Raw genomic sequence first — 14,107 nt, forward strand, 5'->3', positions numbered from 1 at the left:
TGAAGCGGTTTTTTATTTTTGCAGCATGGCAAATAACGACGATCAATTTAAAAAGGTAATCTCTCATGCAAAGGAGTATGGTTACGTGTTTCAGAGTAGTGAAATCTACGACGGATTAAGTGCAGTTTACGATTATGCTCAAAATGGAGCAGAATTAAAAAAAAATATTCGCGACTATTGGTGGAAGGCTATGGTGCAAATGCATGATAATATTGTGGGTATCGATGCAGCAATCTTTATGCACCCAACAACTTGGAAAGCATCTGGTCATGTCGATGCGTTTAATGACCCATTAATTGATAATAAAGACTCTAAAAAGCGTTACCGAGCTGATGTTTTAATAGAAGATTATTGTGCCAAACTAGAAGCTAAAATTGATAAAGAAGTCGCAAAAGCTGCTAAACGTTTTGGAGAAGCTTTTAATAAGGACGAGTTTGTTTCAACAAATGGTCGTGTATTAGGCTATCAAGAGAAGATTGATACTATTTTATCGCGAATGGCTAAATCATTGGAAAATGAAGATTTAGCTGATGTAAAAGCGCTTATTGAAGAATTGGAAATTGCCGACCCTTTATCAGGTAGTAAAAACTGGACAGATGTTAAGCAGTTTAACTTGATGTTTGGCACCAAACTTGGAGCTTCGGCAGATACAGCAATGGATTTGTATTTGCGTCCTGAAACCGCTCAAGGAATTTTTGTTAATTTCTTGAACGTGCAAAAAACGGGTCGTATGAAAATTCCGTTTGGAATTGCGCAAACAGGTAAGGCCTTCAGAAATGAGATAGTTGCCAGACAGTTCATCTTTAGAATGCGTGAGTTTGAACAAATGGAAATGCAGTTTTTTATTAAACCAGGAACCCAAAAAGAATGGTTTGAATACTGGAAAGAAACCCGATTAAAATGGCATAAATCATTAGGTATGGGAGACGATAATTACCGTTTCCACGACCATGAGAAGTTAGCGCATTATGCCGATGCAGCCACAGATATAGAATTTAAATTCCCATTTGGATTTAAAGAATTGGAAGGTATTCACTCACGTACCGATTTCGATTTAAAACAACATGAAGAATATTCTGGAAAGAAATTACAATATTTTGACCACGAGGATAATGCTAGCTATACACCTTATGTATTGGAGACCTCTATTGGTTTAGATCGTATGTTTTTAGCTGTGTTTTCTAATGCTTTGGTAGAAGAGGAATTAGATAACAATACAACCAGAACAGTATTGAAATTACCAGCAGTTTTAGCACCTTTTAAAGCGGCTGTTTTCCCTTTAGTTAAAAAAGATGGTTTGCCTGAAATAGCGAAGAAAATAGTTGACGATTTAAAGTGGGATTTCAATGTGTTTTATGACGAAAAAGATGCCGTTGGAAAACGTTACAGACGTCAAGATGCCAACGGAACCCCGTTTTGTATTACGGTTGATCATGACACATTAGAAGATAATTCAGTTACTATTCGTCATCGTGATACCATGGAGCAAAAGCGTGTGAAGATAGACGATTTACGCGATATAATTAAAAAAGAGGTTGACGTTAAGGAATGGTTGATGCGCATGTAAGCAGCTCTAACTATACAACATCAAATTTTACAAGAATGATTTATATTAAAACTCCCAAGTAATTTACCTGGGAGTTTTTTATGTGATAAAATTTGTATTGTTTTTAATGGCTATGTCCACCATCAGAACCATTTCCTAAAAGCATATAACCACCTTTGACTAGTATTGTTTTGTCTTTTAAATCGTTGCTGTTTAATATTTCAACAAAATTTTCAGTCTGCATTCCAATGTCAAGTTTTACTTTTTCAAAATGATATTCAGAATCGGTTTGGCTTTCAAGAATTAAGGCATAAAAACTATTGTCAAGTTCCATTAAAGCCTCTTTTTGTAAAGCCCATTTTTTTGCTGTATCAATTACAATTTCTGCTTCTGTAAACATGCCGACAATAAAATTGGTGTCTTCATTGTCAATGTGGCCATGTACTTTAACACGCCTGGTTGTTTCGTCAATAGTTGTGCCTACTAAATGAACATCGGCTTTAAATGTTTTGTGGGTAGCTTCAGGGATGGTAAAGTTAATGGTTTGCCCTTTTTTTACCTTTAAGATATCTTTTTCATAAACCGATAGTTCTAAATGAATATGGTCAATATCAATAATTTCAAGAATTGAGTCTGAAGGCGAAACATATGTACCGTTACTAACATTTACTCGCGTAACATGCCCTGAAATGGGTGCGTAAATATTTATGGATGAACTTAAATTACCTGCTTCAACGGACGATGGGTTTATATTCATCATCTGAAGTTTTTTGTGCAAACCGTTATAATGAGCTAAAGAGCTTTTATAAGTGCTCTCTGCCTTTAGAAAGTTTTTCTGAGAGCTTATATTTTCATCATACAAAGTTTTTTGCCTATCGTATTCTGACTTTAAATATTGAAGTTGTTCAGAAACTTCCAAATATTCTTGTTGAATTTCCACAAATTCAGGATTTTCTAAAGTCACCAAAAGCTGTCCTTTCTTTACAACATCCCCAACAAGTAATGGCGTTTTTGTAATATAGCCACCAATAAACGTACTTACGCTAGACTTGTTATGTGGTGGTACATCTATCATGCCACTTGTTTTAATTGTCTCATTAAAGGGTTGTTCAGAGATATTGCCCAAAGCCATGTTTTCTGAATTAAATTGGGCTTTTGTAACTTCAATATCGGTAGTGGGAACAGCAGGCTGGTTAGTGTTTGTTTCGGTTGATTTATCATTGTTACCACATCCCAAAACCAAAACCATTATTAAGTATATATATATGTTTTTCATGGTATTATTTTATAAAATTAAATAATTGATAGCTATTATGGTTTGGTTATAGCTATTCAGATTTTTTAAATAGTTTAATTGTATTTCTTTAGCTGTTTCTATACTTTGTATATATTGAAAGAAATCTATTTCACCTTCTTTAAATGTACGTTCAGCTGTTTTTACAATTTCTTCAGCTAAAGCTTTTCCTTGTGAATTATAATAGCTTATTTCTTCTAAATATTTTTGAAGTTCAGCCATTAACAATTGGTATTCGGCATCTAACTTTAATACGTAATCTTGCTTTTGTTCTTCAACAATTTCTTGAGCAATTTTTGAGGCTTTTATTTTATGTGCATTACCACTAAAAAACAGAGGGATCTTAATGCCCAATTGATAGCCAATCAGGTTAGTGTTTAAAGTACTATTACTGCCTTGAAAATATTCGACATTTAAATCTGGCAAAAGCGCTTGTTTTTCTTTTTGATTTATGGCTTCGAAATATAGTTTTGACTGCTCAAATTTTATAAGCCCAATATTGGTTTCTGTAGAAGTAAGCTGCAATTCTAAAGGGATTAAAGGTTCGTTTACAGTGGTTATGCTATCGGTTTGAACTAATTTTCGCAAACGTTCAGTTTGCTGTTTTATTTCCTGAACCGATTGTTTGTATAAGGTTTCTAATTGCTTGTGCTTAGATTGAGCCGTTATCATTTCTAAATAGTTTGTCTCACCAAGTTCGAAACGCCGTTTTGCGGCCTTTGCAAAATTACTATATAGGCTATCTAAAAATCTATAGGTATCCGATTTGTTTTTGGCATAACTTAAATCATAATACGCCAAATAGACATCTCGTTTTAAAGCCAGTTTTTGGATATTGTAATTGGATGCTTCAATATGGTACTGTGCTTCATTAACTTTCTTATCAGCAAAATAAACTGTAGGAAACTTAAAGCCTTGGGAAACACCAAATACATTTAATGGCTCGTTGTTGATTGCTAGGTTGTTTTCGTCTCGGCTATAATAAAGTTCTGTTTTGTCAATGCTAAAAGCACTTCCGATAAGGGTGTTGGCTTTATCAACTTTAAGTGAACTTGCTTTTAAGCTAGCGTTTTTCTCTATTGCCAGATTAATAGTTTCGTCAATGCTCAAAGGTTTTTGTTGGGCATGAATTCCTATTGAAAAAAGCAAGATGATTAATGTTATTATTCTTTTTTTATTCATTTTAACATCTTTTTTTTCTTCAAACCAAGCATAAAGAACAGGAAGCACAATTAGTGTTAATAGTGTTGCTGTTATTAATCCACCTATGACTACCGTGGCTAAAGGTCTTTGGACTTCAGCACCTGAATTTGTAGAAACGGCCATTGGTAAAAACCCAAGTGCAGCCGCAGCGGCTGTTAAAACTACTGGTCTTAAGCGTTCTGTTGCTCCACGTTTAATGCGTTGATTAATATTTATAACCCCTTGGGCTTTTAATTCCTTAAAGTGTTCAATGAGAACAATACCGTTTAACACAGCAATCCCAAACAATGCAATAAAACCAACGCCCGCTGAAATACTAAAAGGCAGATCTCTCAACCACAAAAGCATTATGCCTCCAACTGCTGCTAGAGGAATAGCCGAATAAACCATTAAAGCATCTTTTACAGAATTAAAAGCGAAATAAAGTAGAATAAAAATTAATACTAGGGCAATTGGTACAGCTACAAGTAATCTTGATTTGGCACTTTGTAGATTTTCAAATTGGCCACCATAAGTAATATTATAACCTGTTGGAAGCGTAATGTTAGATTCTATTAGAGTTTGAATATCATGGACTACAGATTGTAAGTCTCGATTCCTAACATTTACTCCAACAACAATTCTACGCTTGGTATCGTCTCTTGAAATTTGTGCTGGCCCGGTTGAATAGCTAATATCTGCCAATTCTGACAGCGGAATTTTTGTGCCGTTTGGCGTATCGACATAAAGATTTTTAAGGCTCTCTAAATCTTTGCGTTGTGCTTTGTTTAACCTTAAAACCAAATCAAACCGTTTTTCGCCTTCAAACACTTGTCCAACAGAAGTGCCAGCAAATCCCATGGTTATCATTTGGTTGATGTCTGAAATGTTAAGTCCATATCGAGCAATTTTAGCTCTGTTGTATTTTACATTCATTTGGGGTAATCCTTCAATTTTTTCAAGAATGATATCAGATGCACCATCAACATCTTGAATTAGGGCTTTTATTTCTTCGCCTTTATTGGCCAAAATGGTTAAGTCTTCACCAAATATTTTTATAGCTACATCGGCACGAACACCTGTTATAAGTTCATTAAAGCGCATTTCTATGGGTTGAGTAAATTCAACTTCCATTCCAGGAATAATAGCAAGAGCGTCTTTAAACTTATCGGCCAGCTCATCTTTAGAAGTAGCTGACACCCATTGGTTTTTAGGCTTTAGTTTTATAATAACATCACTTTGTTCCATTGACATAGGATCTGTAGGTACTTCGGCAGCTCCAATCCGACTTACTACTTGGTCAACCTCTGGAAAATTATCTAGAAGCGTTTTTTCAATTTTAGTAGTAATTTCAATAGTCTTGCTTAAAGATGTTCCTGTTTTTAAAACAGGTTGAATAACAAAGTCACCTTCATCAAGTGTTGGTACAAACTCACCTCCCATTTTATTAAATAGCCAAATACTGGAAAACAGTAAAAGGGCTGATGCTCCTATTACCAATCGTTTGTTTGATAATGCCCAACCAATAGTTGGCTCGTACCAACGGTTTAACTTTTTAATCAAAAGAACAGAAATATTTTTGCTGCTTGGCTTATTAGGTTTTAAGAATGCCGATGATATTACAGGTACGAAGGTTAAACAAAGTACCATAGCTCCCATTAGCGCAAAACTGAAGGTTAAGGCCATAGGTCTAAACATTTTCCCCTCAATACCACTTAATGATAATATTGGAATAAATACAATAAGAATGATTAGCTGTCCGAATATGGCCGAATTCATCATTTTTGAAGAGCTTTTTAGAGTAATACTGTTAATCTCGTCTTGTTGCTCCTTTTTTGATAATGCTGAAATTTTAGAGATTTGGGATGTTATTTGAAAGGCAATAAACTCTACAATAATTACAGCGCCATCTATTATTATTCCGAAGTCAATAGCACCTAGGCTCATTAAATTGGCATCGACACCAAATAGGTTCATAAGTGAAATAGCGAATAGTAAACTTAAAGGAATAATTGAAGCTACTACCAAACCAGAACGCCAGTTGCCTAGTAATAGTACAACGACAAAAATGACAATTAGCGAACCGAGTATTAAATTTTCAGAAACTGTAAAAGTTGTTTTGTTAATGAGTTCACTTCGTTCTAAAAACCCATTTATATAAACACCTTCTGGAAGTGTGTTTTGAATAGAATTTACGCGTTCTTTAACGGCATCGATTATTTGTTTGGAATTCCCGTCTTTTAGCATCATGACTTGGCCTAAAACTTTTTCGCCTTCACCATTCCCGGTAATGGCGCCAAATCTTGTGGCACTGCCAAAGTTAACTTCGGCAATATCTTTAACATAAATAGGGATACCATCATTTTTTACAACAATGTTTTCTATGTCATTAAGTGTGGTAACTAAGCCTTCTCCACGAATAAAATAAGCTTTGTTGGTTTTTTCAATATAGCCACCACCGGCCACGCTATTGTTTTTTTTTAAGGCATCAAAAATTTCAGATACTGAAATATTCATGGCATGAAGTTTCAGTGGATTTATAGCAACCTCGTATTGTTTTAAAAAACCGCCCCAAGTATTGACTTCTACAACACCGGGAATGCCCGATAACTGACGTTTTACTATCCAATCTTGAATAGTCCTTAAATCGGTAGTAGTGTATTTATTTTTAAATTCGGGCTCTACATCTAAAATATATTGGTAAATTTCTCCTAGTCCAGTAGTTATTGGGCCCATTTCAGGAGCACCAAAATCTTCGGGTATTTTTTCGGATGCCGATTTTATTTTTTCAGCTATTAGTTGACGCGGCAGGTATGTACCCATATCGTCATTAAAAACTATGGTAACCACCGAAAGGCCGAATTTTGAAACCGAACGAATTTCTTGTACGCCAGGTAAATTGGCCATTTCCAATTCAACAGGATAGGTTATAAATTGCTCAACATCTTGAGTGGCCAAGTTACGTGATGTAGTAATAACCTGTACTTGGTTATTGGTAATGTCTGGAACGGCTCCTATGGATATTTGGGTTAAGGAGTAAATACCGAAACCTATAATAAAAGCAATAAACAGAAAGATAATAAGCTTGTTTTTTAAGCTAAATTTTATAATATGCTCTAACATAATTCATTAATAAAGAGTTTTACAAGCTAAAGTTAGCTTGTAGTTTAAAAGTGTAAATCAGTAATGAATTAGGCTAACTTGGGAGGTTGAAAAACAGAAGGTTTTTCAAATAAAGAAACAGAGTCTTTATAAAAGAAATTAAAGGGAATTTCTATGAAGGGATCGTAAATTAATTGGTAATCCAATGTGTGAATTGTAAAAACGGCATTAGCATGTACGCAGGCTTTATGATGATCTTTAAAAGGTAATTTCTCGTGGTCTGAATGTTCTGTTTTTGGGTGGTAAGTACTATCGCCATAATGCTCGGCAATAAACTCAAAAAACGAGTCGCCATATTGCTCTTGATGATATTGGGCATGTTCTAAAAGTACGTTAAAACGCGACACATCTTCAAAACTTAAATTAAAACTTTGAAAGAGTATTAAAAAAGAAAATGTTATGGCGAATAACTTACTCATCTATGTTGCTAAATTACAAAAAATCATAAAGTAATACGTATCAAAAGTTACAAAGCCCTAAAAATAAGCCTTTAACTGTATGTTTCCTGTATGAATTACTTTACTGGTTTCAGATTTTCTACCGTTATAAGATAGATTTAAATCTAAAAAACTGGTTATTTTCTTTTGGGCAATAAGATTCCATGTATAGTTTTTGCCTGGCTGCAAACCTTCCATCATTTGGTAAGCTACTGCCGTGTTCGTGTCGCCAGAGAAATCATTTGAAAAATAATTAAACTCGCCACTAATAGCTATTTTTTGAAAATTAGCATAGCGAAACGAGGCACCATATTTTTGCTGCTTTAAAGTTTCAAATTGAGCGATAGTATTTTCTTTGTTTGCGTATTGGAAAAACACATCAAAACTGGTATTGTCATTTAACAGATAAGTTAGCTTTGGGAAAAAATTAGTCTCTTCAATATTGAAATTTTTACTTGGATAATTTTCACTTAAGCTCTCGTTTTCATTAAAATTAGATTCCAAATTTATAAGCCAATTTTTGGCAAACTTATGATTGAATTGCAACTTATGACTCACCAAATTGTTCTCAATAAATCCAAAAGATAGAACATTTCTTGACTTATTGCTTAAATAGGTGTAGGATGTTGTGTAACGCTGTTTCCCACGATTAAAAAACAATACATTTCTAAAATTATATTGTAGTGCTAATTGATTGGCTTCATTTATATTAAACGGATTTAAGTTAAAGTCGTTACCATCACGCCTTTCTTTGCTGTCTATTAAATATGAAGTTTGGTTGTGAAAATGCGAAAGCACTTTTTTAAAGGCATTGTCGTCGTTAGCCCATTGTTGCGGATTAAGCGTTAATAATTGACTAAAACGTATTTGATGGGTTTTAATAAAAACCTGGTTGGGAAGTAAAACACGTATATAATCGGCTTCATCTGGAAATTGTGCAATTTCAAACTCTTCCAGTTCCTGTATCCCATTATTGTTATAGTCAATCCATGTATAAACACCTTGTCCAGATTCTACCTCCAAATACGTGAATTCTTGTTGTGGTGCTGTACCGGAATTGGTTTCGTAAGTGGTATTCCAGAATATAAGTTGTTTAACAAAGCGTTGGCTAAAAATTAAACGCGAATTCAGTGAATTTTCATCACGGTTTGGGTTTATGTCTTTTAATGTTCTATAATTGGCATAAAGCGACAAATTGGTTCTGCTGTTTTGAATAAGACGCGAATCGATATAATAATTGTTAGAGGTATTAACTTTTTTTAATTGGTCATCTCTCAAACTATCATTTACTCTAAATTTATAACCTGCTTCGGCAAAAACTTTGGTGCTATCACCAATACCTGCAAAAATTTCATACGATTTAAATCGTTGACTTATTGGTGTAAAGGAATCGGTTTCAATAACACGTTGCTCATTGCTTTCTAATGCCAATCGTGTCCCAGTCCAGCCTTTATTAAAGCTATATGCTATACGGTTGTAAGAGCGTAAAAAAGTTGAGGTCGATTCATTTGAATCGGCATTTAGAAAACTGGAATTACTGGCCACTTGCCAATGTTTTAAGGCTAAATCGGCAAAAGCTATATGTCTGTTGCCATTAAAATTATTACTGTAATTTAAGTATTCAAATTGATAGGAAACAAGTCCTTTTTTTGGATGAAAAGCTTTTAATCCCGAAGTGATAAAAACCTGATTACCCAAATTTGTAACATTTTGTGAGCCATTTGTAGTGTTCAAGTTCCAGTCCCTACTAAATTCAGCATTATAAATACGTTCAATAGTTCTAAAGTTTTCATTAATATAATCCGTATCGACAAGTGCATTTAAATTCCATAAACTATCCGATTTAATAATAGCTTGGTTAACTATAAATTTCCCGGCATAGCCATCGTTATCATCGTCATCAATACTTGAGAACAGATTGAGGTCGTTTTTGCTACCGGCAAGTTCAAATGTAATATCCGTTTTTTGTGTTGGCTTATAGTTTCCGTTTACTATTGCTAATTGCAATTTATTTGGAGCAACCAATTGTATAATGGGCTCATAATTCCCTTGAGGTATACCGGCAATAGGTTCAATATATTCATATATAGTTGAAATAGCATCGATATCGCTAATAATATAATTTCCTAAATTATCACCTACCAAAGAAAACTGAACACTAAATAGTTCGTCATTTGGATTGTTTGAAAACACAAAAGCTTCAATACCATTTATAAGTTCTTTTTTATATAAAACTCTATTTTCGTTATAGGCTTCTGGTGTAGCTGATGGCGCAACCATAAGACTTTTATCGTCACCAGCTTGGGCCAAAATCTCAACCTGTTCTGGTGATAGGTTCTGGGATAACGGACTGTTTTTTGAGTCATTCTCACTATAAATTGAAGCACCTATCTTAAGCTTATCGTCTGAATAGTTACCGCCACCATAAACAATTAAACGGGAATAGTAACGCTCACTATATTGATAGTCTATCGTAATACGCATTTCGGAAGTAATAGGAAATATTGGGTTAAAAATAATTTCGCCAGCATTGTAGTCTATTATATAGTCGTTATTTTCACCACGTTCTAGGGGAACTCCGTTTACATAAACGGTTTCGCTGCCAGATACTATTAAGACATAAAGCTCCTCGTTTGGGCCAGTTATTTTATAAGGACCTTGATTGCCTTCCTGCGCTGTAAATTGTGAGGTGTTAAATTGTCCTCTCACCAAGGCACCTGCGGCAAATAAATTTGTGGTGGAATTGGGATGGTTAAGTTTAGCATTAATTGAAAGCCCTTGGACACGTTTGCTAAAGTTTCCAAAAAACGAATTGGTATTTACTAAATCAACATCACCAGCACGGATTTTCCAGTTTTCACTAAACAATTCAATAAACACTTGATCAAACTCATCCAAACGTTGCGAGTATCCACTTTCTTGAAGCGGAATATTGGCATCTTGAATAGAGGCTCTTAAGGACACTTTTTCGCTTAATTTACCTGTAATGCGCAAATCCAGTTCACTATTTAAAACAGAGTTTTGGTTGTTTCCAACTACAATACCTCTAGAAATACTTCCTTGGGTTGTAAGACCATCAAAAGGTTTGTATTCATCGCTCTCACTAGGTTGCGATAGCTTGTACAATAATTGTTGTTTGTTGGTATTGGCTAAAACAACCTTATCGTCTAGTTGTTTATATGTTTTTGTTAGAAAATCTGGGTACGCCAAATAATCAATAATTAAACTATCTTCAGTAATGGGCTTTTTTAAATATAAAACAGCTTTTGCAAAATCTACATCATAAAAACTCGTATCGATAAACGAACTATCTTTTTTTTTGAGAGAAAAGAAACCGGAATTTATGCTTACACTATCAATAACAATAGAATCATTAACCGCTACTGTTTTGCTTCTAAAATTCGATTTAGGGTTTTGTGAATACATACAAAACCCTAATAATAAGGACAGAACAGTTAGTTTAATTCTCATGTTGTACTAAAACTGCTTTAAACGGTATTTATTTTGTTAATAGTTTTTGTTAAAAGCAATTTAATTTAATAGTGTAAAAGTAACGCATTATTTACTTTAGCTAAAATTCTAAAATATAAACATGAAAATCATTTCTTATAATGTAAACGGCATTCGAGCAGCAATTAATAAGGGGTTTGTAGATTGGTTAAAATTAGCTGATCCAGATGTGGTTTGTTTGCAAGAAATAAAAGCTATGGAAGAACAATTGGATTTGAGCTTATTTCACGCTGCAGGTTATAATTATACGTATTGGTTTAGTGCGCAAAAGAAAGGATATAGCGGTGTGGCTATATTAAGCAAAACAGAGCCAAACCATATAGAATTTGGCACAGGAATAGAGTCCATGGATGCTGAAGGTCGAAATCTGCGTGTAGATTTTGATGGGTTTTCTGTAATGAGTTTGTATTTGCCATCAGGCACCAACGATTTAAGATTACAGCACAAGTTTGATTACATGGATATGTTTCAGAGTTACACCAATACATTAAAATCTACATTGCCAAACTTGATTATATGTGGTGATTATAATATTTGTCATGAAGAAATTGATATCCATAACCCAAAAATGAAAGGTGTCTCTGGATTTCTTCCTGAGGAAAGAGAGTGGCTTGGTAAGTTTATAGACAATGGATTTATAGATTCTTATAGGTTCCTACATCCAGAACGCCAAGAATATAGCTGGTGGAGTTATCGTGCAAATGCCAGAGCCAATAACAAAGGTTGGCGATTAGATTATGCCATGGTTTCGCAACCCTTACAAGAAAAAATTAAAAGAGCCGTTATACTCACGGAAGCAGTACATAGTGATCACTGCCCTATATTATTAGAAATAGAAAATTAATAGCAAACAAATGAAAAGAACAACACTTACAGTAGTCGCAATGACAATGCTTTTATCGGCATGTGTGTCGCCAAAAGTTTATAAAGATTTAGAAACAAAATATGGCGATTTAAAAGAACAAAATAGAGAATTACTTGCTGAAAATGATGAGCTTTTAAAAGCAAAGAATGATGCACTTAATCAACTCGAGCAATTACAGGCTGAATATGATAAGACGCTAGCAGAGCGCGACAAGTTGCAGCACGACTATAACGCAGCAAAAACAAATTTAGATAATCTTAAAGCGTCCTATGACGCTCTTGAAGCTAATAGTTCGGCAGCCATAGCTGAAAATGTTCAAAAAAACAGAGAATTATTAGCACAACTTGAAGCCAAAGAACAAGCTTTGGAAGCAGAAAATGGACGATTGGAGAAATTAAGACAAGAATTAGAATCACGATCTAATCGTGTAGCCGAATTAGAAAGTGTTATTGCAGCCAAAGATGCGGCCATGAATCAATTAAAAGATGCTATTTCGAGAGCATTAACTGATTTTGAAGGTAAAGGTCTAACTGTTGAGCAGCGTAATGGAAAAGTTTATGTGTCAATGGAAAATAAGCTATTGTTTGAATCTGGTAGTTGGGCTGTTGGTTCTAATGGAAGACAAGCGGTAAAACAATTAGGAACAGTATTAGCCGATAATCCCGATATAGCCATTTTAATTGAAGGACATACCGATAATGTGCCTTACAAAGGCAACTCGCAATTAAGTGGTAACTGGGATTTGTCAACAAAAAGGGCAACAGCTATCGTTAATATATTACGTGAAAATCCCTCAATTAATCCTGAAAATCTTACGGCTGCTGGTCGAGGTGAATTTGCACCAATAGCATCCAATGACACTGCAGAAGGCAGAGCAAAAAACAGGCGAATTGAAGTGATTCTTACACCTAAATTAGATGAAATTTCAAAACTTCTAAATGAGATTTAATTAGCAAAAAACTTGTTTACTGGTTTTAAACCTTTCGGGATGGATGTTGTTCTGAAAGGTTTTTATCTTTATGGAATAAAATTAAAATCATGAAATACACGACACTACCACATACCAGTATTAAAGTTAGTAAGATATGCTTAGGTACAATGACTTGGGGAAACCAGAATACTGAAGCTGAAGGTCATGCCCAAATGGATTTGGCTTTTGATAAAGGCGTTAATTTTTTTGACACGGCAGAATTGTATCCTGTACCAGCAACAGCAGAAACTTATGCAGAAACCGAAAGAATTATTGGAAGTTGGTTTCAAAAAACAGGCAATAGGGATAAAATAGTTTTGGCTACAAAAATAGCTGGGCCAGGGGATTATACAGCTCATATTAGAACCAACGGATTTAGTAAAGAGGCCATAAACGATGCTGTAAACCAGAGTTTAAAACGCTTGCAAACCGATTATATAGATTTATATCAATTACATTGGCCAGAGCGAAACACAAATACATTTGGTGTTCGAGACTATAAGCATAATCCAGATGATAGATGGTCTGATAATTTTAATGAGGTTTTGAATACCCTAGATACTATAATCAAATCCGGTAAAATAAGGCACGTTGGTGTTTCTAATGAAAAAGCTTGGGGCACAATGCGTTATCTAGAAGAATCTAAACAACAAAACCTTCCACGCATGATTACTGTTCAAAATGCGTATTCTTTATTAAATCGTGTTTTTGAAGGTGATATGGCAGAAATAGCCATTAGAGAAGGCATAGGTTTATTGGCCTATTCCCCTATGGCTTTTGGTGTGCTGTCGGGTAAATATATTACAGGTCATGTTGGAGAGAATGCGCGTTTAAAATTATTTCCAAGGTTTGCTAGGTATAGTAGTGAACAATCGACTGAAGCCACAAAAGAATATATGAAAATTGCGGACCACTACAATATGTCTCTAGCACTAATGGCTTTGGCTTTTGTAAACCAACAATCTTTTGTTACAAGCAATATTATTGGAGCAACATCCTTGGAGCAATTACAGGAAAACTTAAGCAGTATAGATATTGAACTTAAAGAAGAGGTTATTAATGCTATAAATGATGTTCATAGTAGAATTCCAAATCCTGCTCCGTAATCAGAAGAAGTGTTATAAAATCCGACGAATCGCAT

Annotated in this window: 8 protein-coding genes; 4 read left to right on the forward strand and 4 right to left on the reverse strand. The window is 34.5% G+C overall.

All coding sequences use genetic code 11. The features are described from left to right. Window positions 1-25: 25 nt before the first annotated feature. A complete protein-coding gene (locus K7G76_RS02265) occupies window positions 26-1,567 on the forward strand; it encodes a glycine--tRNA ligase (protein ID WP_223032581.1) in 1,542 nt (513 codons plus the stop codon). A 103-nt stretch (window positions 1,568-1,670) separates the two neighbouring features. On the opposite strand, the gene K7G76_RS02270 is transcribed toward K7G76_RS02265, so the two are convergent. From K7G76_RS02270 to K7G76_RS02285, 4 genes are all read right to left on the reverse strand, one after another. Then, a complete protein-coding gene (locus tag K7G76_RS02270) occupies window positions 1,671-2,822 on the reverse strand; it encodes an efflux RND transporter periplasmic adaptor subunit (protein ID WP_223032582.1) in 1,152 nt (383 codons plus the stop codon). 9 nt (window positions 2,823-2,831) lie between these two features. Next, a complete protein-coding gene (locus K7G76_RS02275) occupies window positions 2,832-7,145 on the reverse strand; it encodes a CusA/CzcA family heavy metal efflux RND transporter (protein WP_223032583.1) in 4,314 nt (1,437 codons plus the stop codon). Window positions 7,146-7,213: 68 nt separating this feature from the next. Next, a complete protein-coding gene (locus K7G76_RS02280; RefSeq protein WP_223032584.1) occupies window positions 7,214-7,603 on the reverse strand; it encodes a hypothetical protein in 390 nt (129 codons plus the stop codon). Between the two features lie 57 nt (window positions 7,604-7,660). Further along, complete coding sequence (locus K7G76_RS02285; protein WP_223032585.1) at window positions 7,661-11,092, reverse strand: hypothetical protein; 3,432 nt, start codon at window positions 11,090-11,092, stop codon at window positions 7,661-7,663. Between the two features lie 121 nt (window positions 11,093-11,213). Between K7G76_RS02285 and K7G76_RS02290 the strand changes: the two genes are divergently transcribed. The 3 genes from K7G76_RS02290 (at window position 11,214) to K7G76_RS02300 (ending at window position 14,072) form a co-directional block, all read left to right on the forward strand. Then, window positions 11,214-11,975 carry an exodeoxyribonuclease III gene (locus K7G76_RS02290; protein ID WP_223032586.1) on the forward strand — a complete coding sequence of 254 codons (762 nt, stop codon included), beginning with the start codon at window positions 11,214-11,216 and terminating at the stop codon, window positions 11,973-11,975. Window positions 11,976-11,985: 10 nt separating this feature from the next. Beyond that, complete coding sequence (locus K7G76_RS02295; RefSeq protein ID WP_223032587.1) at window positions 11,986-12,945, forward strand: OmpA family protein; 960 nt, start codon at window positions 11,986-11,988, stop codon at window positions 12,943-12,945. A gap of 89 nt (window positions 12,946-13,034) precedes the next feature. Then, window positions 13,035-14,072: an aldo/keto reductase gene (locus K7G76_RS02300; RefSeq protein ID WP_223032588.1), complete on the forward strand. Its 1,038-nt coding sequence runs from the start codon at window positions 13,035-13,037 to the stop codon at window positions 14,070-14,072. Window positions 14,073-14,107: the final 35 nt, after the last annotated feature.

The organism is Hanstruepera marina (genome assembly GCF_019880635.1).
Lineage (GTDB): Bacteria > Bacteroidota > Bacteroidia > Flavobacteriales > Flavobacteriaceae > Hanstruepera > Hanstruepera marina.

Bases quoted from the DNA above. Each gene is read 5' to 3' on its own strand.
- K7G76_RS02290 (WP_223032586.1), top strand. From the start codon at position 11,214: ATGAAAATCATTTCTTATAATGTAAACGGCATTCGAGCAGCAATTAAT.
- K7G76_RS02265 (WP_223032581.1), top strand. From the start codon at position 26: ATGGCAAATAACGACGATCAATTTAAAAAGGTAATCTCTCATGCAAAG.
- K7G76_RS02270 (WP_223032582.1), bottom strand. From the start codon at position 2,822: ATGAAAAACATATATATATACTTAATAATGGTTTTGGTTTTGGGATGT.
- K7G76_RS02280 (WP_223032584.1), bottom strand. From the start codon at position 7,603: ATGAGTAAGTTATTCGCCATAACATTTTCTTTTTTAATACTCTTTCAA.
- K7G76_RS02295 (WP_223032587.1), top strand. From the start codon at position 11,986: ATGAAAAGAACAACACTTACAGTAGTCGCAATGACAATGCTTTTATCG.
- K7G76_RS02275 (WP_223032583.1), bottom strand. From the start codon at position 7,145: ATGTTAGAGCATATTATAAAATTTAGCTTAAAAAACAAGCTTATTATC.
- K7G76_RS02300 (WP_223032588.1), top strand. From the start codon at position 13,035: ATGAAATACACGACACTACCACATACCAGTATTAAAGTTAGTAAGATA.
- K7G76_RS02285 (WP_223032585.1), bottom strand. From the start codon at position 11,092: ATGAGAATTAAACTAACTGTTCTGTCCTTATTATTAGGGTTTTGTATG.